General features: G+C 58.2%; 16 protein-coding genes and 1 tRNA gene. 6 read left to right on the top strand and 11 right to left on the bottom strand.

Translation table 11 applies throughout. The annotated features are described in order from the left end of the window. Positions 1 to 317: 317 nt before the first annotated feature. On the bottom strand, positions 318 to 611 hold the full coding sequence (locus ACXAH0_RS03740; RefSeq protein WP_475182385.1) for a hypothetical protein: 294 nt from the start codon (positions 609 to 611) through the stop codon (positions 318 to 320). A gap of 502 nt (positions 612 to 1113) precedes the next feature. On the opposite strand from ACXAH0_RS03740, the gene ACXAH0_RS03735 reads away from it, so the two are divergent. After that, a tRNA-Lys gene (locus tag ACXAH0_RS03735) sits at positions 1114 to 1189 on the top strand. A 163-nt stretch (positions 1190 to 1352) separates the two neighbouring features. On the opposite strand, the gene ACXAH0_RS03730 is transcribed toward ACXAH0_RS03735, so the two are convergent. The 7 genes from ACXAH0_RS03730 to tpiA all read right to left on the bottom strand — a co-directional run bounded on the left by ACXAH0_RS03730 (position 1353) and on the right by tpiA (position 10391). Further along, positions 1353 to 1739 (bottom strand): thiol-disulfide oxidoreductase DCC family protein, encoded by a 387-nt coding sequence (locus ACXAH0_RS03730; protein ID WP_475189197.1) that lies wholly within the window; start codon positions 1737 to 1739, stop codon positions 1353 to 1355. 222 nt (positions 1740 to 1961) lie between these two features. Continuing rightward, positions 1962 to 5111, bottom strand: a complete 3150-nt coding sequence (locus ACXAH0_RS03725) for an efflux RND transporter permease subunit (RefSeq protein WP_475189194.1) — start codon at positions 5109 to 5111, stop codon at positions 1962 to 1964. Then, the gene (locus ACXAH0_RS03720) at positions 5112 to 6275 is read right to left on the bottom strand and encodes an efflux RND transporter periplasmic adaptor subunit (RefSeq protein WP_475189192.1); all 1164 of its coding nucleotides are present in this window, start codon (positions 6273 to 6275) and stop codon (positions 5112 to 5114) included. A gap of 136 nt (positions 6276 to 6411) precedes the next feature. Beyond that, entirely contained in the window at positions 6412 to 7290 is an 879-nt protein-coding gene (locus ACXAH0_RS03715; RefSeq protein ID WP_475189189.1) for a VOC family protein, read from the bottom strand. Positions 7291 to 7364: 74 nt separating this feature from the next. Further along, on the bottom strand, positions 7365 to 8993 hold the full coding sequence (locus ACXAH0_RS03710) for a CTP synthase (RefSeq protein ID WP_475182369.1): 1629 nt from the start codon (positions 8991 to 8993) through the stop codon (positions 7365 to 7367). Positions 8994 to 9126: 133 nt separating this feature from the next. Continuing rightward, complete coding sequence (gene secG, locus ACXAH0_RS03705) at positions 9127 to 9513, bottom strand: preprotein translocase subunit SecG (RefSeq protein ID WP_475182366.1); 387 nt, start codon at positions 9511 to 9513, stop codon at positions 9127 to 9129. Positions 9514 to 9632: 119 nt separating this feature from the next. Beyond that, complete coding sequence (tpiA, locus tag ACXAH0_RS03700) at positions 9633 to 10391, bottom strand: triose-phosphate isomerase (RefSeq protein WP_475189186.1); 759 nt, start codon at positions 10389 to 10391, stop codon at positions 9633 to 9635. A 229-nt stretch (positions 10392 to 10620) separates the two neighbouring features. Between tpiA and ACXAH0_RS03695 the strand changes: the two genes are divergently transcribed. The 5 genes from ACXAH0_RS03695 to ACXAH0_RS03675 are packed head-to-tail and all read left to right on the top strand — an operon-like array spanning position 10621 to position 16099. Next, positions 10621 to 12513, top strand: a complete 1893-nt coding sequence (locus tag ACXAH0_RS03695; protein ID WP_475189182.1) for a SurA N-terminal domain-containing protein — start codon at positions 10621 to 10623, stop codon at positions 12511 to 12513. A gap of 25 nt (positions 12514 to 12538) precedes the next feature. Next, entirely contained in the window at positions 12539 to 13552 is a 1014-nt protein-coding gene (trpD, locus tag ACXAH0_RS03690; protein WP_475189179.1) for an anthranilate phosphoribosyltransferase, read from the top strand. 4 nt (positions 13553 to 13556) lie between these two features. After that, positions 13557 to 14369, top strand: a complete 813-nt coding sequence (gene trpC, locus ACXAH0_RS03685) for an indole-3-glycerol phosphate synthase TrpC (protein ID WP_475189176.1) — start codon at positions 13557 to 13559, stop codon at positions 14367 to 14369. 12 nt (positions 14370 to 14381) lie between these two features. After that, positions 14382 to 14894, top strand: a complete 513-nt coding sequence (gene moaC, locus ACXAH0_RS03680; protein ID WP_475189174.1) for a cyclic pyranopterin monophosphate synthase MoaC — start codon at positions 14382 to 14384, stop codon at positions 14892 to 14894. Beyond that, positions 14894 to 16099: a molybdopterin molybdotransferase MoeA gene (locus ACXAH0_RS03675; RefSeq protein WP_475189172.1), complete on the top strand. Its 1206-nt coding sequence runs from the start codon at positions 14894 to 14896 to the stop codon at positions 16097 to 16099. The genes moaC and ACXAH0_RS03675 overlap by 1 nt, the downstream gene beginning before the upstream one ends. 170 nt (positions 16100 to 16269) lie before the next feature. On the opposite strand, the gene ACXAH0_RS03670 is transcribed toward ACXAH0_RS03675, so the two are convergent. The 3 genes from ACXAH0_RS03670 to ACXAH0_RS03660 all read right to left on the bottom strand — a co-directional run bounded on the left by ACXAH0_RS03670 (position 16270) and on the right by ACXAH0_RS03660 (position 20470). Further along, complete coding sequence (locus ACXAH0_RS03670; RefSeq protein WP_475182339.1) at positions 16270 to 17598, bottom strand: HlyD family type I secretion periplasmic adaptor subunit; 1329 nt, start codon at positions 17596 to 17598, stop codon at positions 16270 to 16272. Further along, complete coding sequence (locus ACXAH0_RS03665; RefSeq protein WP_475189170.1) at positions 17595 to 19349, bottom strand: type I secretion system permease/ATPase; 1755 nt, start codon at positions 19347 to 19349, stop codon at positions 17595 to 17597. The genes ACXAH0_RS03670 and ACXAH0_RS03665 overlap by 4 nt, the downstream gene beginning before the upstream one ends. Positions 19350 to 19669: 320 nt before the next feature. Further along, positions 19670 to 20470 carry an FAD binding domain-containing protein gene (locus tag ACXAH0_RS03660; protein ID WP_475189168.1) on the bottom strand — a complete coding sequence of 267 codons (801 nt, stop codon included), beginning with the start codon at positions 20468 to 20470 and terminating at the stop codon, positions 19670 to 19672. Positions 20471 to 20483: the final 13 nt, after the last annotated feature.

The following is a 20483-nucleotide window of genomic DNA, read 5'->3' as shown; positions in this document are numbered from 1 at the left end:
GACGCAGCTGAACAGTCCTCAAACACGGCCTCGGTGGCCTGCTCCGGCCCGCCGGACTGCGTTGCGCCGCTTGAACGGCCATAAAGGCCGTCCTGCGCAACGCGCCTTGCCAGCCAATCCGGACCAGCGCCATCAGATGGGTTTCTATCTATTGAGGTTGGTATAATTCCCCCTGTCCAAGGGCCTCACATTGGCGGAAAAACAGATCAAAACGAAGCGCTAGAATCAAAAAAGGCGCCAAAGCGCCTGACCCTTCGACAAATGTCTCTTTCAAAAAACCCAGGCCCCCACCCCAGGGCCACGGGTTAGGGGCAAATCTAGTTCGTCCGCCCTCCCCGGATCACTTCAAAAAGCATCCCGGACAGTTCTTCTTCGGGTTTACCATCCCGCAATCCCTGACGCCATTGGTCGATAATCAAACGCAAGCCAAGAGTTTCCCGGCTATGGGGCAAATCTCCAATGAAACCTTCAAAAAACGTATCAAGCCGGTCGCGGTCAATAACGCCTTGTTCAATCAGGGCGTGAATGAGCGTCATCGTCGCGGCGATGTGCCCTTTCACGAAATCGAACTCAACAGAGTTCGTCTGTGTGTCAATTGTTGTTGTTTGCATGTAACCTCGCTCGTCCACAATAAACTTACATCACAAATCAAAACCGCGCCACCTGACAGTTTTTCCAGTAGAATAACCATTATTTTCAATGCAATGAATATTTAATTTAGAAATATAGGTATTTCTATTACTTCTGCCTAACCTGAACTGCCGTTCAGTAGACAATATTCATTATATTCAAACCTCCGCACATATATCAGGCCCTCGCTCTAAACGTCCAGCCTTAAAAGCAAATACGGCCCGCTGAACACTTCTTTGGGCGTGGTTCGTCACCTTAAAACAACACTTTGCCCTTAAACGGTCGATAAACAGGGTTTGAAAGATGCGCCGGGATCAGAAGGCCCGCTTCAGCAGACCATTTTGCCAATTCCTGTCAGTTTTCCGCAGGGCTGTTGAAAAAATGAATTTTGCCTCTTGCAATGTCCCCGGTGTCGTCATAAACACACGCCACCAACGCGGCGGCGCCATCAAATCAGCACCGCATTGCTCCGGAAATTGGTGAGAGCCGATAGCTCAGCTGGTAGAGCAACTGACTTTTAATCAGTAGGTCCAGGGTTCGAACCCCTGTCGGCTCACCAAAGTTCCGGACAGGTTTTAAAGCTCCTTTTCAAAGAATTTGCTTCATTGGTTGAATGAATGGGACCGTTTTCCTTGTCCTTTTCGATCCCCGCTTTTCCGGCCACTTGTACATAGCGTCCGAAACCTTGCAATACTGCTGTGACGCTGACCTCCGAACGCTCTTCACATCCGCCCGGTGCTCTCCTCTGTTCCCATGCTGACACGGCAATGGGGATACCGGTTGAAGCGGCGGTGGGCGAAGTGGCGATAGAGCCAACTTGTGAAACTGTAGGTGCCCGGCAGGGACACAAGCCTTGCCAGAACGGACCAGCCGGCGAACTGGCTCCAGAGCACGATAAAGGCATCAACACCTGTCTTGAGATCTCCGGCACCATCCCGCACACGCAGATATAACAAGGCATCCGCCTGGCAGAGACCGGTTCCAGCAAGCGCCGACGGGTCACTGGCAATGTCATGCCAGACGATCGCTTGTTTTGAAGGTCTCTTTTTGAAATAGCCAATTTCGCGGGAACACAGCCCGCACTTGCCGTCGTAATAGACCGAAATCATACCGCCTCCTGACATAATGCCTATCGTCTACGGCGGGCAGGTGCGGCCGGATTGGAATACGCTTAAACGCATGGCGGTGCGCTCAAAGAAACCAATGCGCGCAAGTGTCCGGTATGCCGTCCTGAGCGCATCGCGTTTCTTTGGGTTTGACTGTCGCGGCCTGATATCAAAGATGCCACGCAACAGACAAAACGGATCAAAACCATATGAAGGCGACACGGCCTAACTGGCGGGAGCACCCCGCCCGGCCGTGGTGTCAGCACCAAAGAAGCCTTTGACCTTCTCGCGCATATATTGAAGGCAAACATAGAGGATTGGGATCATCAGAACGCCGATCACGGTCGCAAACAGCATCCCGCCAAACACCGCAAAGCCGATCGCCTTCTGGCTGGCAGCCCCCGCGCTGGAGGCTGTCATAAGCGGCACGACGCCGAGAAGGAATGACAAGGCCGTCATCATCACAGCCCGAAAGCGCAGATGGGCCGCTTCGGTGGCCGCTTCAACGATGCTCTTGCCGCCATCCCGCTGCTCCATGGCGAATTCCACGATCAGAATCGCGTTCTTCGCCCCCATTCCGATCAGCATGATCATCCCGATCTGCGTATAGAGATTCACGTCTCCGCCGGTCACCAGAACCGCCACCAGCGCCCCCATCAGCGCAAACGTAACCGACATCAGGATCGCCACGGGCATGGTCCAGCTCTCATATTGCGCCACCAGGAACAGATAGGTGAAGAGCACCGACAACAGCAGGATAAAGAGCACGACCTGCCCGGAATCCAGCTGCTGCTGGGCCGTTCCCGTCCATTCATAGGAATAGCCAGGCGGCAGCGCGTCCTTGGCCGCTGTCTCCACCTCGTTGATGACAACGCCTGTGGAGGCCCCCGGGGTCGGATCCGCCATGACGGCGGCTGCGCGGAACAGATTGTATCGGGTCAGGATCTGCGGTCCGAGCACGTTCTCCGTCGTCACGATAGTGCGCAGAGGCACCATGGTTCCATCTGTCGAGCGTACATAGAGACGGCCGATATCCTCAACCCGGTCACGGAACTGACCCTCGGCCTGGATCATCACCTTGTAGACCCGGCCGAAAATATTGAAATCGTTAATGTAATAGGACCCTAGATAGGCCTGCAATGTGGTGAAGACATTGGAGACATCAATCCCGAGCGTCTTGGCTTTCTCCCGGTCCAGATCGACAAAGACCTGGGGCACATTGGCCCGGAAGGTTGAATAGGCCCGAGAGATTTCCGGGCTCTGGTTGGCCGAATAGACCATGGAGCCCACCGCAGATGCCAGATCCTGCGGCGTGCCGCCACCGGTCTGTTGCAGCATCATCTGGACACCACCGGTCGTGCCGAGCCCTGGAATGGGCGGCGGGTTGAAGGCAATAATATTGGCGCCCGGAATGGTGGAGAAATCAGCCCAGAACTTGCCCAGGATCGCATTGATCCTGAGGCCTGGCTCCTGACGCTCCGACCAGTTCTTCATGGTGGCAATCACTAGAGCCGCGTTGGACGAGGTCGCACCGTTCAAAATGGAGAAGCCGTTGACGATCACGACATTCTCCACCCCAGGCGTTGCCTGGGTCAACTCCACCACCCGTTTGGTCACCTCTTCCGTGCGCTGCAGGGAAGCCCCGTCGGGAAGCTGCACATCAACCATCAGGTAGCCCTGATCCTCCGAGGGCAGAAAGCCCTGCGGCAATGACGTGAACAGGGTCAGGATGACTGCAACGGCACCGCCGACCACGACCAGCCCCACAAAAGCCACCCGCACCAAGCGGCGGATAATTGCGGTATAGCCGTTGCGCACCCCGGTAATGCCCTTGTCGAACAGCCCCATAATACCCCTCGGCGGACCGGACCGGGCCTTCAGGATCAGGCCGCAGAGTGCCGGTGACAAGGTCAGGGCGTTGATCGAGGAGATCACCACGGAGACCGAAATGGTGACCGCAAACTGGGAATAAAGCCGACCGGTGATTCCAGGCATGAAGATCGTGGGCACGAATACGGCCAGCAGCACAAGCGTGGTCGCAATCACCGGACTGGTGATCTGCATCATCGCCTTTTCGGTAGCCTCCTTGGGCGCCAGCCCCTCATCTGCGATGATACGCTCCACATTCTCCACCACGACAATGGCATCATCCACCACGATGCCGATGGCCAGCACCAGAGCAAACAGCGAAATCGTATTGAGCGACATGCCAAGAGCCAACAACACAGCAAAGGTGCCGATCAGCGATACCGGAATGGCCACGGTCGGAATGATCGTTGCGCGCCAGTTGCCCAGAAAGATGAACACCACAGAGACCACCAGCAGGAAGGTCAGGAACAAAGTGGTGATCACATCATCGAGCGAGGCCTGAACAAAGTCCGTCGTGTTGAAAGGAACCCCATAGGCCATGTCTTCGGGAAAATCATTGGCCAGATTTTGCATGCGCTTCAGCACATTTTCAGACACATCCAGCGCATTTGCGCCTGGTGCCTGGTAGATCGCAAGGACCGTGGACGGCTTGCCGTTGAATTCTCCGGACGCATTGTATAACTGGGCGCCCAATTCCACCCGCGCCACATCGCCAATCGTCACCACTGCACCGTCGTCACCGGTGCGCAGAACGATTTTCTCGAATTCTTCCGGGGTCGACAAGCGCCCCTTGGCCTTGATGGTGTACTGAAACTGCTGACCTTCCGGAACAGGCGGCGCGCCAATCTGACCTGCCGCCACCTGGATATTCTGATCCTGCACTGCGGATATGAAATCGCTCGGCGTCATGTTTAGGCTGGCAAGCCGGTCCGGATCCAACCAGATCCGCATGCCATAGGCGAAATCGGTCATTACATCCGCACGGCCAACACCGGGAACACGCGCAAGCGCGTCCTTCAGGTTGATCGACGCGTAGTTGGACAGAAACACCGGGTCGTAGGTGCCGTTGGGCGAATAAAGTGTGACCACCAGCAGCATATTCGTGCTGGCTTTTTGAACGGTCACCCCATTCGCGGTCACCTCGCTCGGCAACTGGCTGGTGGCCTGGGACACCCGGTTTTGGGTGTTCACCGTTGCAATATCGGGATCGGTTCCGACCGCAAAGGTCACGTTCAGCGAATAGCTGCCGCTATCATTGCTGGTCGACTGCATGTAGAGCATGTCGTCCACACCGTTGACCTGCGCCTCAATCGGCGCAGCAACGGTCTCTTCCAGCACCTCCGCATTCGCTCCGGTATACGTGGCCGACACATTGACCACCGGCGGCGTGATGTTGGGAAACTGTTCAACCGGCAGGGATACATATCCCAGAACACCAGCAATTGTAATGACAATGGAAATCACCAGCGCGAATTTCGGCCGGTAGATAAAAAAGCGTGAAAACATTTAGCTCTGCTCCGCCGGCTTCGAAGCAAGGACGGGCTCAACCTCAACTCCCGGGCGGACTTTCTGAAGCCCTTCGGTGATGACTTCTTCGCCTTCTTCCAACCCCTTGGTGACGACAAAATTCGTGCCGACCTGCTGGCCCAGTTCAACATATTTCTGGGTGACTTTCTTGTCGTCTGACACCGCAAGGGCAAACGCCCCCTGCTGATCCCGCTGGATCGCGGCCTGCGGCACCACCAGAGCCGTCTCGCTCTTGGGGGCTTCCAGAACTACAGTCACATATGTCCCGGACAGAAGCCGCACATCCTTGTTTTCAAACTGCCCCCGGAACGAGATGGTTCCGGTGGTCGAATCCACCTTGTTGTCGATATAGACGATCTTGCCGGTCTCACCATATTTCTGGCCATTGGGCAGAATGAGACTTATGGCGGGCGCCTGATCCGGTGTGAGGTCGGCAGGGTTGATATGGTGGGTTTTCACCGCATTCAGATACTGCGCCTCGCTCACCGAGAAATTCACATAGACCGGCGCAAGACGGATCAGCTTGGCCAATGACTCAGTCGACGGTCCGACCACTTCTCCCACACTGTAGGTGCTCTTGCCGATCTGGCCTGGAAACGGTGCAGAAATATCCGTGTAGCTGAGGTTGAGTTCCGCCTGCTGGAGCGAGGCCTGGGCCGCCTCGACCGAGGCTTGGGCCTGCTGAAGCTGTGCCAGCGTCGATTCGTAAGCTGCTTCCGATACGTGCCCCTTTTCCACCAAGTCCTTGTCGCGCTTCTCATCCGCCGCCTTGAGGGCCTCATCTGCCTTGGCACTGGCAAGATCCGCCTTGGCATTGGTGAGTTGCGCTTCATATTCCGCTTTTTCGATGGTGAAGAGCAGCTCGTCTTTCTTCACGAACGACCCGTCAGGCACGGCCTTTTTCTCCAGGAAACCACTGACACGGGCGACAAGGTCTACCTGATCCACAGCCGCAATCTGCCCGACAAATGTTTCGCTCTGGCGAACGTCCTCTGAGGTAACCTTGGCAACGGTCACGGAAGGCGGTGGGGCTGCCGGGGCCTGGGCAGTCTTCGACTCATCCGAACAGGCCGCAAGAAGACTTGCTGCTGCAACCGCAAGGGTGGCTCGGCTTGGGACACAGGCAAAACGCTGGAAAACCATTCGTGAACTCCGCTGTCGGCCCGCATGGGCACGCGCATGTTTTGGCGTTCACTATAAAAGGACTGGCGCATTCAACAAGAGAATTCTAAATGCCAATTGCCGCAGCAGCTAGAAAATTAACGCTACGTCTTCAATCTTAAACGCCGCGTTGTGTGTCACCGCATTCAAACACGTGCGAACGGTTCCGGTCACAGGTTGCCGGGACCAGAATTACGGTCAACCCGAACAGCGCATCAGCGGCCGTAATGTGTGGGGCCGAAACTTTTGAAGAGGCAATCTCCACAGCGGCAATCACCGGCAGATCTCCAGTCCCGACAGACGCCGCTGCCTTTCCGGTCAGGTCGTTATAGGCAGCCTGTGTGTGCACGAGAATCTGCCCGCGCGGTGTTGGCACAACAAGCGTTTCCTGCGCACTTTCAACTACAGACCCGCCTGAAAAGGCTTTTAGAAACGGCGCATGCGCAGCTGGATTGTTTGCGGCCATGTGCACGGCCAGCACACTGTGAGCCCCATTTGCATGTGCTTGAAAGGCCGGTTTCCAGAAATTTTCCGGATAGCGGTTGTCACAGGTGAAATAGCCGAGTCCCGGACTCGCCGGATCCTGGAGCAGTGTCAGGTCAAAGGCGACCTTTGCCGTACTGCCGTCGGGCAGATTGGCCACCCTTTCAAAGGAAAACGGGTCGAACAACGTCAGTCCGGCCGCTTCAAAAGCCTGCCGGTCTCCGGCCGCGCCCGCGCTTTCCAGAACCAGCATGCTAGCCCCTTCCCGCTTGCGCAGAAAATCCCGGTTGAAGGCGCCAAACGAAAACTCGCTGCCTTGGGGGGCCGGGATCTTGTCCGGCTCGGCCACACTGAGGAATTCAAGGAAAAAGCCGTCGAGCTGCACCAGCCGGTTGGCCGTACCCCAGGGGTGGCGGTTTTCAGGCGTCACCGTAAACCCGAGAGCCTCATAGGCCTGCCCCGCCGCGTCCAGATCATTGACGGCAACAACAAGATGATCCAGACCGCGCGCCATGGCCATTCCTTTGCAAAAGTGTTCCGAATTCCGCCAAAACCAAAGCCACGCGCAAAGGTGTCAGGCGGGACCGGTCAGACCATCCGGCTCTGCTGCAGGGCAGCGCCCACGAAAGAGGCAAAGAGCGGATGCGGCTCGAACGGGCGGGATTTCAGCTCCGGATGATACTGCACCCCGATGAACCAGGGATGGCCCTCGATTTCGACCGTTTCCGGCAGAACCCCATCGGGAGAGGTGCCCGCAAAAATCAGGCCGCAGGCTTCCAGCTGCTCCCGATAGCCGATATTGACCTCATAGCGGTGCCGGTGCCGCTCCGAAACATGCGTCGTGCCATAGATATCTGCAATCTGGGAGCCCGGTTTCAGGGCCGCCGGATAAGCACCAAGACGCATGGTGCCGCCCAGATCACCATCAGCAGCGCGCAGTTCCTTGTCATTGCCCTTCGTCCACTCGGTCATGAGGCCCACAACCGGCTCCTTGGCGGGGCCGAATTCGGTGGAATTGGCGTCAGAAATACCCGCCAGATTGCGGGCAGCTTCCAGAACCGCCATCTGCATTCCGAAACAGATACCGAAATAAGGGATGTTGCGGGTCCGGGCAAAATGCGCGGCGGCAATCTTGCCTTCCGCCCCCCGCTCGCCAAAGCCGCCCGGTACCAGAATGCCGTGCACACCTTCAAGATAGGGACTTGGATCTTCCTTTTCGAAGATCTCCGATTCGATCCACTCCAGATTGACCTTCACCCGATTAGCGATACCGCCATGGACCAGGGCTTCGATCAAGGATTTGTAGGCGTCTTTCAGCACCGTGTATTTGCCGACAATGGCGATCTTGACCTCGCCTTCCGGGTTGGCCACAGCTTCGGAAATGCCCTCCCAGCGGTCAAGAACCGGAGCCGGCGCGCCTTTCAGGCCAAAAGCCGCCAGCACCTCATCATCCAGGCCTTCCTCGTGATAGGCAATCGGCACATCATAGATGGATTTGACATCATAAGCGGGAATGACAGCACTTTCACGCACGTTGCAGAAGAGCGAGAGTTTGCGCTTTTCCGTTTCGGGAATCGGCCGGTCGCAGCGGATCATCAAAATGTCCGGCTGAATGCCGATGGAGCGCAGTTCCTTCACCGAATGCTGGGTCGGCTTGGTTTTCATCTCGCCGGCGCTCGGGATATAGGGCATCAGTGTCAGATGCACATAAACCGCATCGCCGCGCGGCAGATCATTGCCAAGCTGGCGTATAGCCTCAAAGAAGGGCAGACCTTCAATGTCGCCAACGGTGCCGCCGATTTCCACCAGCACAAAGTCATAGTCTTCATTGCCGGTCAGGACGAAGTTCTTGATCGCATCCGTCACATGGGGGATGACCTGAACGGTTCCACCCAGATAGTCACCGCGCCGCTCCTTGGCGATGATGTCCTGGTAGATGCGGCCGGTGGTGATGTTGTCCTGCTGGTTCGCCGGACGTCCCGTGAACCGCTCGTAGTGCCCCAGATCAAGGTCGGTCTCCGCACCATCATCGGTGACAAAACACTCGCCGTGCTGATAAGGGCTCATGGTGCCCGGATCTACGTTAAGATAAGGGTCAAGCTTGCGCAAGCGCACCTTGTAGCCACGCGCCTGGAGCAATGCGCCCAGTGCCGCAGAAGCAAGACCTTTTCCAAGCGAGGAGACCACGCCGCCAGTGATGAAAATATATCGCGCCATGGACCAATACCATATCCTTGCCGAGCGCTATTTGGCCACTCGGGAGTTGCGTTCTTAACACATAAAAATGCCCTGCGAGGGAAGCCGCAGGGCATATGTCAGGTGAAAGGACCGGCAGGCTGCCGACGCCGCGTTACTGAGCGGCGGGAACCTGCGGGCCGGAAGGCTCTTCGCTCTGCTGTTTCAGAGAATCGAGGATGCCGCCGTTGCCGCCATTTGCAGCGCCGTCCGCCGGTGCAGGCGCTTCTTCAGAAGCGGCCGGAAGCGCATCGAGAACCGAGCCCGGGCGTTCAGCGTTTTTTGCGATCAGGCTGAGAGCCAGAGACGTCGCGAAGAAAGCCACTGCAAGAATGGCGGTCGCCCGGGTCAGAACATTGGCCGTGCCGCGGCTGGACATCAGGCCACCGCCTCCGCCCCCGCCGCCAATACCAAGCGCACCGCCTTCGGAGCGCTGCAGGAGGACAACAAGCACCAGGGCCAGAACGACCATGAGGTGGATAACGATGACTACGGTTTCCATCGAATACCATTCTGTATTGAATTCAGGTTTGGCGGCCTTCTACACCAGACGCCGTCAGCTTTCCACCCTTCAATTGCGCCTTGATCACAGAAGCTTCAAGCCCCGCATCCCCGTCATCTTCAGCTATATGCGCTCAAGATACCGAGAAAATCATCAGCCTTGAGGCTTGCACCGCCCACAAGAGCCCCGTCCACATTGGCAACAGCCATCAACTCAGCCGCGTTGCCAGGCTTGACCGACCCACCGTAAAGAAGCCGCATTGCCGCGCCTTCCGCAGCAAAACGGCGGCTCAAGACGTCCCGCATCGCACCGTGCATCTCTGCCACGTCCTGCACGGTCGGGGTCAGGCCCGTCCCGATGGCCCAGACAGGCTCATAGGCAATGACCGTGTTCCTGGCCGTTGCCCCGTCCGGAACCGACCCGGCAAGCTGACCATCGACAATCTCAACCGCCCGGCCTGCCTTGCGTTCGGCCTCCGTTTCCCCAACGCAGATGATGGCGACAAGACCGGCGCGCCAGGCTGCTTCCGCCTTGGCTTTCACAGCCGCATCGCTTTCCCCGTGGTCCGAGCGCCGCTCCGAGTGGCCAACAATCACGGCAGAAGCCCCTGCATCTTTGAGCATCTCGGCCGACACGTCTCCGGTATGGGCACCAGAGGCGGCCGCGTGGCAATCCTGCCCGCCGACTTGCAGCGCGCCCTTGCCCGCCAGCTCCGCAAGACCTGCCACAAGCGTGGCCGGAGCACAGATCATCGTCTCCACCTTCTCAGCAAGAGCCTCGTTCAAACCGGCCTGCATTTTCCTGAACTCATCCTGACTGGCTTTTAGCCCGTTCATCTTCCAGTTTCCTGAGACAAGCGGTTTGATTCTGGTGGTCATAAGGTCTCAACTCCCGCAGATGGATCATCAGTGCCTGCCTTAGAGCAGATGCGGCGGTGTGTTGCAATCGCCGGTCAGCCGGGAAATCCGTTGCTCAGCCGAACTTTATCAAGGGCCGCCTTGCAGCGGAGGCCCCTCCTCACTATGATCCGCCCGCTCCGGTTTCGGAAGGTCCACCGGCCAGTTGCGAAAATCGGCTGTATGAAAGAAAAATATAAAGGAAGTCGTCATGCTTGACGCGCTGCGCAAGGGCGCTGGCACCTGGATTGCCAAACTGTTTATCGCGTTGCTCATTTTCAGCTTCGCCATCTGGGGTGTTACGGATTTTCTACAGGGTTTTGGCCAAAATACGGCGGCTAAGGTCGGGGACACAGAAGTTACCCTTTTGGATTTCGAGCGCACCTACCGGCAGGACCTTAACCGGCTCGCGCAGCAATTCGGCCGCCCGCTCACCAATCAGGAAGGCGCCGCCCTTGGGGTGCCCCAGCAGGCCCTTGGCCGCCTGATCGCCGAGGCGGCGCTGAACAACACAGCCCAGGAGCTGAAACTGGGTGTATCCGATGCCAGGCTGGCCAAAATCATTCAGGCCGATCCGGCCTTCAAGGGCCTTAATGGCCGCTATGACCGCAACCGTCTGGAACAGGTTCTGCGCAATAACAGCTACCAGGAGGATGCCTATGTCATTCAACGGCGCCGGGTGGCTGAGAGAAACCAGCTCGTGCAGGGACTTGCTGGCGACCTCAGCGCGCCGGAAACCTACCTGAAAGTGCTCAACGAATATCAGTCCGAAGCCCGCAGTGTGGACTATCTTATGGTCACCGCCGACACGATCGGTCCCATTGAAGATCCGTCTGCCGATGTTCTGACCGCCTATTATGACGGCAAGAAAGACAGCTTCCGGGCCCACGAATACCGGGAAATGAAGTACATTGAATTGACACCGGACACACTAGCGCGTCCGCAGGATATCGAAGAAGCCGACGCCCGCGCCGAATATGAGCAAAGGGCCAATGACTTTCACCAGCCCGAACGGCGCAAAATCCGGCAAATGTCCTTCCCGTCAAAGGATGAGGCTGAGAAGGCCGCCACCGAACTTCAGGATGGCAAGACCTTTGACGATCTGATGAAGGAACGCAATCTGACCAACAATGACGTCAATCTCGGCGTCATGAGCAAGACCGACTTCCTGGACGAAAAGCTGGGCGACACGGCTTTTGGCCTGGACGCAGGCGCGTCCAGCGGCGCTGTGGACGGCAAATTCTCAACCGTCATCTTGAATGTTGAGGAAATTCTGCCCGAAAGCACCAAGCCATTTGAAGAAGTCAAGGACCAGATTGTTCAGGAACTGGCAAGAGAACAGGCCGAACGGGAAATCCTCGATCTTATGGATGAGATTGAAGATGCCCGGGCCGGCGGTGCCTTGCTGGACGAAATCGGCCAACGCTTCGATCTGAAAGTCATAACGGTCGCTCCCTTCGACAAAGACGGAAAGCTGGAAGACGGCACCGGGGCGGATCTGCCGAAGGCCGAGGGCCTTGTCGCGGGAACCTTCGACAGCGATGTAGGCATTGAAAACGACGTCCTGCAAATGGGCGATCAGGGCTTTCTCTGGTATGAAGTTGAAAAGGTGATCCCCTCACGCGAGCGCGCACTCGACGAGGTTCGCGACGACGTCATTGCCGCCTGGAAGGCCGAAGAACTCACCAAGCGGCTTGGGGATAAGGCAACCGACCTCCTGACCAAACTGGAAAGCGGCAGCCCGATGGCAACCGTTGCCACCGATGCCGGTCTTGAGGTCCTGACGGCCCAGGAACTGATGCGGAACCGTCCGAATGCTGACTTCGGAGCCGACGCTCTGGCCGCTGTGTTCAGCGGTCCGGCAGGAACCAACGCACTTGCCACATCGGCGGACGGCGCCAAACGCATCGTTTTGACCGTCTCTGATATTTCCCGTCCTGACTTTAACCCGTCAGCCCCTGAAATGACCGTACTGGACACGCAGCTTTCCGACCAAATGCGCGATTCCCTGATTGGCCAGTTCATCACCGACCAGGAAGACGCCGCCGGCGTTGAAATCAATCAGGCTGGCATTTCCCAGATCATCGGACTGGCACAGAACTGATGCCGAGGCAGGTGGGATTAACAGCATGACCCCATTCAAGGACATTCTGGCCAAGGTTGCCGATGGTCGGGCGCTGTCTCTGGAAGAGGCCAAGGTGGCCTTTGAGGTGATCCTGTCCGGATCGGCGACCCCGTCCCAGCTTGGCGGTTTCCTGATGGCCTTGCGGGTGCGCGGCGAAAGCATTGCCGAAGTCACCGGCGCTGTGGCCACCATGCGCTCCAAGATGCTGAAAGTGACCGCCCCGGACAATGCCATCGATATCGTGGGCACTGGCGGCGACAATTCCGGCAGCTACAATATTTCGACCTGCACCGCGCTGGTGGTGGCCGGATGCGGCCAGCCCGTTGCCAAACATGGAAACCGGTCCCTGTCCTCCAAATCCGGCTCTGCCGAAGCGCTGGCCGAACTGGGCATCAATATTGACATTGGTCCGGACAAGATCACTGATTGCCTGCAAAAGGCCGGGATCGGCTTCATGTTTGCCCCGCTGCATCACGCGGCCATGAAACATGTGGGCCCGACGCGCATGGAGCTTGGAACCCGGACAATTTTCAATCTTCTGGGGCCCCTGTCCAATCCGGCAGGTGTCAAACGGCAGATGGTCGGCGTCTTCGCTCGGAAATGGGTTGTACCGGTCGCTCAGTCTCTGAAGGAACTCGGGTCCGACAAGGCATGGGTCGTACACGGGTCCGACGGAATGGACGAAATCACAACGACCGGTCCGACCTATGTCACAGAGCTGAAAAAAGGCACCGTCCGGTCCTTCGAGATCTCGCCTGCAGATGCTGGGCTGCCCCTGTCCAGAGGCGAAGAGCTGAAGGGTGGGCTGCCGGCAGAAAACGCTAAGGCGCTTCGCGAAGTGCTGGCCGGTGCCAAAAATGCCTATCGGGATATCGTGCTGTTCAATGCAGCCGCCTCGCTTCTGGTGGCAGACAAGGTCACAAACCTGAAAGACGGCGTCGAGATGGCTGCGGCCAGTATCGACAATGGCGATGCCGCCAGCACGCTTGAGCTGCTGGTTGACGCCTCAAACGGATAGTGACATGGCCGACATTCTCCAAAAAATCGAAGCCTATAAGCGTGAAGAGATCGCCGCGGCAAAGAGCCGGACCCCCCTCGCAGATCTGAAGGCACGGATTGAAGACGTTCCGGCCCCGCGTGGATTTCACGCAGCGCTGGAAGCCAAACACCGCGCAGGCGGCTATGCCCTGATTGCGGAAATCAAGAAGGCCAGCCCGTCCAAGGGCCTGATCCGGGCGGATTTCGACCCGCCTGCCCTTGCCAAAGCCTATGAGGCAGGCGGGGCTGCCTGCCTGTCGGTGCTGACCGACACCCCCTCCTTTCAGGGGAGCCCGGACTTTCTCACCACCGCACGGGAGGCTGTCAGCCTGCCCGCCTTGCGCAAGGATTTCCTCTATGAGCCCTATCAGGTCTATGAGGCCCGGGCCTGGGGCGGAGATTGCATCCTGATCATTCTGGCAGCCGTCAATGATGCAACAGCAGCCGATCTGGAGCAGACAGCCTTCGGCCTCGGCATGGACGTGCTTCTGGAAGTCCATAACCGGGAAGAACTGGACCGGGCGCTGAACCTGTCCTCCAAGCTGATCGGCATCAACAACCGGAACCTCAAGACTTTTGAAACCCGTCTTGAGACCAGTGAAGATCTGGCGCCCCTTGTGCCTCGGGACCGGATAGTTGTCGGCGAATCCGGCCTCTTTACTCCGGACGATCTTGCCCGGATGGGCAACGTGGGCATATCCACCTTCCTGATCGGCGAAAGCCTGATGCGCCAGGAAGATGTGGCAGAAGCAACCCGCCGCTTGCTGACGCGCCACGCGCCCGCCAAACCGGACTGAACCGGAGCCGCTATGCCTGACAGGGACAAGACCCTCACCCATATTGATGAGACCGGGGCTGCCCATATGGTCGATGTCTCGGGCAAAGACGTCACGCACAGGATTGCCGTTGCCACAGGCACCGTGACCATGCGGCTGGAGACCCTGGAGCTTATCCGCTCCGGAAACGCCAAAAAGGGCGACGTAATCGGAACCGCAAGGCTGGCAGGCATCATGGCCGCCAAAAAAACCCATGAGCTGATCCCGCTCTGCCATCCGCTGATGCTTTCAAAGGTCTCCATCGAGATTGATCCCGATGACAGCCTGCCTGGCCTTGTTGTGACGGCCACCACGAAGGTGAGTGGCCAGACCGGCGTGGAAATGGAAGCGCTCACGGCCTGTTCCCTCGCCTGTCTGACCATTTATGACATGGCCAAGGCAGTGGACCGGGGCATGGTGATCGGCAACATCCGTCTGGTGGAAAAAGCCGGAGGCAAGTCGGGTCACTGGACCCTGGAACAAGACGGCAGCGAAGGAGGCACCTGATGGGCCTGATGCCGGTGGCCGAAGCGCTGGAAAAGCTGTTGTCAGGGGTCGAGCGCCTTCGAAGTGAACAGGTTTCCCTGGAAGACGCCAATGGCCGCACACTGGCTGCGGACCTCACCTCCACCCGCACCCAACCGCCTTTTGCCGCCTCGGCCATGGATGGCTATGCGATCCGCCATGATGACCTGAAAGGCGCGGGCACACGGCTTAGCGTCATAGGCGAAGCCCCTGCCGGGCATAGCTTCAACGGGTCAATCAGGCCCGGCGAAACCGTGCGTATTTTCACCGGAGCCCCCGTTCCCGAAGGAGCCGACACGATCCTCATCCAGGAAAATGCCGACCGCACTGGCGATGCTATTGCGGTTCTGGACATGCCGGCCAAGGGCGCCTTTATCCGCCCGGCGGGCCTGGATTTTTCAAAAGACGAGGTTTTGCTCCGAGCCCCGCTCACTCTCTCCTACCGGCATTTGGCACTGGCTGCGGCGATGAACCATCCCTCACTGCCTGTGGTGCGCAAACCGAAGATTGCCATTCTGGCTACCGGCGACGAGCTGGTGAGACCGGGCACCGAACCGGGGCCAGACCAGATCATCGCGTCCAACCATGCCGGTGTCGCCGCCCTGGTGGAGGATTGCGGCGGGGCACCGCTCGATCTTGGCATCTCGCCGGATAATCCTGTAGCCCTTGCCACCCATGTGCGGCAGGCTCTGGATCAACAGGCTGACATTCTGGTCACACTTGGCGGCGCATCCGTGGGTGATCATGATCTGGTTCAGGAGGTTCTTGGGCAGGAAGGCATGGATCTGGCATTCTGGCGCATTGCGATGCGGCCCGGCAAACCCCTGATGGCCGGACATCTGGGCCAGACCAAAGTGCTTGGCCTCCCCGGGAATCCGGTCTCCAGCCTTGTCTGCAGCCTGCTGTTCCTGAAACCTCTGATCCGCCAGATGCTCGGATATCCTGCGAGAGAACCAGATGCACAAACCGCCCGTCTTGGCGCTCCGCTGCCGGAAAATGACCGCCGCCAGGACTATGTGCGGGCTACGCTTAACCGGACCCCGGATGGCCAGCTGATCGCCACCCCATTTGACAAGCAGGACAGCTCCATGCTGGCGCTTCTTGCCCGCTCGGGCGCCCTGATCATCCGCCCGCCCCACGCCCCGGCAGAGGAAGCGGGCACCGACGTGCCCATCCTAGGTCTTTAGCGCATGCCGCGTCCACATGAATTCAAACTGGCGTGTCTCTTGCCTTGAAACCTCAGACTTCCTGATATGGAAGACGAATCCGATTCCATGCACTCAGCTCACAACATGCATTTGAGGAGGGCATAAAGGGAGCAGGAGCAGAGGATCCGGGACAACGAAAAGGCGCACTGTTAGCGCTCGCGCATGGCGTGGGCGATCTGGTCCATGACCGGTTTGACCAGATAGCTCAAGATGGTGCGGTCCCCGGTCTGGAGAAAGGTTTCCACCGGCATGCCCGGCACCAGCGTCTGCGAGCCAAGTTTTTCCAGTTCGTGGTCCTTGATCACCAGTTTGGCCGTGTAGTAGCTCAGACCGGTCCGCTCATCCTGGTTAAGGTCAGCCGAAACGGTCAAGAGCTGGGCTTTCAATTCCGGTGTCGTGCGCTGGTCAAAACTTGGGAACCGGACCCGGGCTTCCTGCCCCGGCGCAAGCTGATCGATGTCGACCGGCTGGACCTGCGCTTCGATGATCAGCTGATCTTCCTCCGGAACAATCTGCATCACCGTTTCTCCCGGAGAGACGACCCCGCCAATCGTATGGACGGACAACTGGTGGACATAGCCGTTGCGCGGCGCGACGATGTCGACGCGGGTCAGCTCGTCTTCTGCGGCAATTTTCTGTTCCTCAAGCTGGGCGACCCGCGACCTGGCTTCCTGCAGCTGTTCCAGAACTTCAGCGCGGTAGGATTCCTCAATTTGCAAAATCTGGATGTGACGTTCGCTGATCGCTTCCTTGGTGCGGGCGATCTGCGCGATCAGATCGCCATATTCCCCTTCAAGGCGAGCAGATTCACGGCGCAGCGCCGTCACCCGGCTCTTGGACACCAGCTGCTTGGTCAGAAGATTGTCGAGATCGGCAAGTTCTTCCCGGATCAACTCGATTTCCGTTTCCTTGGCCGAAACCTGGGCTTCAAGCCCGTCCGCCTGTTTGTTGAACTGGCGAACCTGTTCCTCCAGCTGGTTCTTGCGGCCTTCCTTGGATTTCCTCCGGGCTTCCAGCAACAATTGCTGGCCGCGCTCAACGTCGCCAAGGGCTGCAATCCGCTCCTGAGGCCAGGAAATTGCCGGGAGATCATCCCGCTCCGCCTCAAGGCGCAATTCCTGAGCGCTGAGTTCCCGCAACTGTTTGGTGATCACGGAGAGGTTCGCCCGGGTAACCGTGTCATCCAGGCTGATCAGAAGATCGCCTGCCCTCACCTGATCGCCATCCTTGACCCGGATTTCCTTCACGATGCCGCCTTCGCGGTGCTGCACATGCTTGGTGCTGCTTTCCACAACCACCGTCCCGGATGAGACAACCGCACCGGAAATTTCCATGAAAGTCGCCCAGCCGCCGATCCCGATCACCACAAAGCCGGTTACGAAAAGGGCAAACAGCAAATGGCCGCGAACCGTTTTGCTGAGGGCTTCGTCTGCGGCATTTGCCGGGGCGCTGCCGTCCTGAGACTTGTTCTTCGTCATCGCACGACGCTCCCAACACCTTGCCGCATTGGCTGGACCGGTTGAACAACCTGTTTGAGCACATCTTCCTTAGGCCCAAAGCCCGCCATCTTGCCGTCCTTCAGACAGAGAATTTTATCCACGGTCGCAATCGCGCTCGGCCGATGGGCAATCACGACAACAATAGACCCCTTCTCCCGCATAGCCTTGATCGCATTGGTAAGCGCGCTTTCGCCGATCGCATCCAGGTTGGAATTCGGTTCGTCCAGAACCACCAGAAACGGATTGTTGTAAAGCGCTCTGGCAAGGGCAAGCCGCTGGCGCTGGCCCGCGGACAGGGACCGGCCACTGCGGCCGATCACCGTATTGTAGCCCTCTGGCAGCGCCACGATCATGTCATGCACATCGGCCAGCTTGGCGGCTTCAATAACCTTTTCCGGAGCCGCATCTTCCCGGAAGCGGGCTATGTTTTCGGCAATGGTGCCATCAAACAATTGCAGATCCTGTGGCAGATAGCCGATAAATTCGCCCCGTTTAGAGCTTTCCCACTGGCTCAGCTCAGCGCCATCAAAGCGGATCACCCCTTTGAGCGCGGGTGTGACGCCGACAAGGGCCCGGGCAAATGTGGACTTTCCGGACCCGGACGGGCCGATCACTCCAAGCCCATCCCCGGCCGCAAGTTCAAGGCTGATATTTTGCACATAAGGCATTTTCTCGCCAAACGGGCCGCAGAATACCTGCTCCATGGTGATGCCCTTGACCGGTAGCGGCAGGTCCATGACATCTTCGTCCGTCTCTGCCACCTGCAGCACCTCTTTCAGGCGGCGCAGCGCCTGACGGCTCGCGACAAAGCCGCGCCACTGGGCCACCGCCTGTTCAATGGGAGCAAGCGCCCGAGACGTCATGATCGAGGAAGCAATCATGACACCGGGGGAGATTTCCTGCTTGATCGCCAGCCAGGCACCAACCGCCAGAATTGCCGACTGGAGAACAAACCGGATCGTTTTGATCGCCGTGCCGAAGGCGCTGGTCCTGTCCGACGCACGGCGCTGGGTGGCCAGATATTCCTGGTTCTGGGCGTCCCAGCGGGCGGTCAGGGTCGGCTGCATGCCCATGGCCGCAACCACCTCGGAATTGCGCTGACCGCTCTCAACGGCCGCGTTGCGCTTGCCTGACTGTCCGGCGGCATCCTCGGTCGGCTCCCGGGACATCATTTCATTGAGGCCAATCAGGATCGAAATGATCACCGCTCCGGCAAGACCAACAGCGCCCAGAAGCGGATGGAACAGAAACACGATTCCGAGATAGAGCGGCAACCACGGAATGTCGAAAATTGCCGCAGGTCCGGGGCCGGAGAGGAACTGCCGGATCGTGTCCAGATCCTGAACCGGACGCAAACGGGAGGCATTGCGTCCCAGCCGGACCGGCAGGCTGGTTGAGATCTTGTAGACAAGGCTGGACAGTCTGGCATCGACCCTTTGTCCCAGGCGCGACAGGATCCGGCCTCTGAGGCCCTCCAAAATGCCATAGAACACGTAGAGCACCATCGCCAGGGCGCCAATCACGACCAGTGTCGGAACCGATCCGCTGGCCAGCACCCGATCATAGACCTGGAGCATGAACACAGGGCCGGTCAGCATCAAGATGTTGATGACAAAACTGACCACCGCAACGCCCCAGAAGGCCGTTTTGATCGGTCGGAACGCGATAGACACAGGATTGTCCCGCGCGCTCATCGCACCACCGGCAGCCCGTTGATGTGCTCCAGCCATAATTACCTCTATCCCACCATTCATTGACCCAGGCGCAAAGACGCGCTCACCATAAGTCAACGAAACTGAAAGCTTGTGTGCTTTTTAGTCTAGATTGCCCGCCTTTAGATTTTGGGATTCAATTTTTCCAAAACCCATTTGTCAAACCAGTCCTTCCCCAAAGAACCGGATATAGCACCAAGACTTCAGCTCACCTGCCTCTAAAAGCTCCGCTAGGTACAAATTTCTGTAAGTTTTTCAATGTTTCACCCAGAAAAACGAAGAAGCCCGGCTTTTAGCAAGCCGGGCTATCAAAATTATGACGATTGTGGAGAACTCGGTCAGCCTGCGGCGGCAACTGCCCGCTTGGCCATCACGGTAACCAGATTCGCCCGATAGGCTGCCGAGCCGTGGATGTCGCTCAACAGACCACCCGCATCCACCTGAATGCCAGCCACCGCATCCGGTGACCAACTGGCAGACAGCGCCGCTTCCATACTGTCCACCCGGAACACACCATCGTCCCCGGCACCGGTCACCGCGACCCGGACCGTGCCATCCAGATGTTTGGCCACATAAACGCCCGCCATGGCGTAGCGCGATGCCGGATTCGGGTATTTCGCGTATGCGCCCTTTTCAATGAGAGGGAAGGAGACGGAGACGACGATCTCGTCCTCCTCGAGGGCAGTATCGAACATACCGGAAAAAAACGTTTCTGCGGACAAATCCCGTTTGCTGGTTTTCACCGTGGCACCAAGAGCGACCAGTGCGGCCGGATAATCCGCTGCCGGATCATTGTTAGCAATGGAGCCGCCGATCGTACCCATATGGCGCACCGCCGGGTCGCCAATGCCGCCCGCAAGCCCGGCAAGGCTCGGCAACTTGTCGCGGACGACGCTGGAAGACGCAACCTCCGCATGGGTGGTTGCCCCGCCAATGGTGAGCATACCACCCGCCTCGGAAATGCCCTTCATCTCGGCAATGCGGGTCAAATCGACCAGATCGGTCGGCGCAGCAAGGCGCTGTTTCATGGTCGGCAGGAGCGTCTGCCCACCGCCGAGAAATTTACCGTCATCGGCCTTGGTCAGCAGATCGGCTGCCTCAGAAACCGAACCGGCGCGGTGATAGGTTGTTTCATACATGTCTGGTTTCTCC

The sequence above is a fragment of the Roseibium sp. AWQ4_290 genome (assembly GCF_056160985.1).
The sequence above is the reverse complement of the archived record's forward strand: the minus strand, read 5'-3'. Positions and strand labels throughout refer to the sequence as shown.

What these genes read in the sequence shown, in the direction of transcription:
- ACXAH0_RS03740 (WP_475182385.1), bottom strand. Translation starts at nt 611, where the DNA reads ATGCAAACAACAACAATTGACACACAGACGAACTCTGTTGAGTTCGAT.
- ACXAH0_RS03730 (WP_475189197.1), bottom strand. Translation starts at nt 1,739, where the DNA reads ATGATTTCGGTCTATTACGACGGCAAGTGCGGGCTGTGTTCCCGCGAA.
- ACXAH0_RS03725 (WP_475189194.1), bottom strand. Translation starts at nt 5,111, where the DNA reads ATGTTTTCACGCTTTTTTATCTACCGGCCGAAATTCGCGCTGGTGATT.
- ACXAH0_RS03720 (WP_475189192.1), bottom strand. Translation starts at nt 6,275, where the DNA reads ATGGTTTTCCAGCGTTTTGCCTGTGTCCCAAGCCGAGCCACCCTTGCG.
- ACXAH0_RS03715 (WP_475189189.1), bottom strand. Translation starts at nt 7,290, where the DNA reads ATGGCGCGCGGTCTGGATCATCTTGTTGTTGCCGTCAATGATCTGGAC.
- ACXAH0_RS03710 (WP_475182369.1), bottom strand. Translation starts at nt 8,993, where the DNA reads ATGGCGCGATATATTTTCATCACTGGCGGCGTGGTCTCCTCGCTTGGA.
- secG (WP_475182366.1), bottom strand. Translation starts at nt 9,513, where the DNA reads ATGGAAACCGTAGTCATCGTTATCCACCTCATGGTCGTTCTGGCCCTG.
- tpiA (WP_475189186.1), bottom strand. Translation starts at nt 10,391, where the DNA reads ATGACCACCAGAATCAAACCGCTTGTCTCAGGAAACTGGAAGATGAAC.
- ACXAH0_RS03695 (WP_475189182.1), top strand. Translation starts at nt 10,621, where the DNA reads ATGCTTGACGCGCTGCGCAAGGGCGCTGGCACCTGGATTGCCAAACTG.
- trpD (WP_475189179.1), top strand. Translation starts at nt 12,539, where the DNA reads ATGACCCCATTCAAGGACATTCTGGCCAAGGTTGCCGATGGTCGGGCG.
- trpC (WP_475189176.1), top strand. Translation starts at nt 13,557, where the DNA reads ATGGCCGACATTCTCCAAAAAATCGAAGCCTATAAGCGTGAAGAGATC.
- moaC (WP_475189174.1), top strand. Translation starts at nt 14,382, where the DNA reads ATGCCTGACAGGGACAAGACCCTCACCCATATTGATGAGACCGGGGCT.
- ACXAH0_RS03675 (WP_475189172.1), top strand. Translation starts at nt 14,894, where the DNA reads ATGGGCCTGATGCCGGTGGCCGAAGCGCTGGAAAAGCTGTTGTCAGGG.
- ACXAH0_RS03670 (WP_475182339.1), bottom strand. Translation starts at nt 17,598, where the DNA reads ATGACGAAGAACAAGTCTCAGGACGGCAGCGCCCCGGCAAATGCCGCA.
- ACXAH0_RS03665 (WP_475189170.1), bottom strand. Translation starts at nt 19,349, where the DNA reads ATGGCTGGAGCACATCAACGGGCTGCCGGTGGTGCGATGAGCGCGCGG.
- ACXAH0_RS03660 (WP_475189168.1), bottom strand. Translation starts at nt 20,470, where the DNA reads ATGTATGAAACAACCTATCACCGCGCCGGTTCGGTTTCTGAGGCAGCC.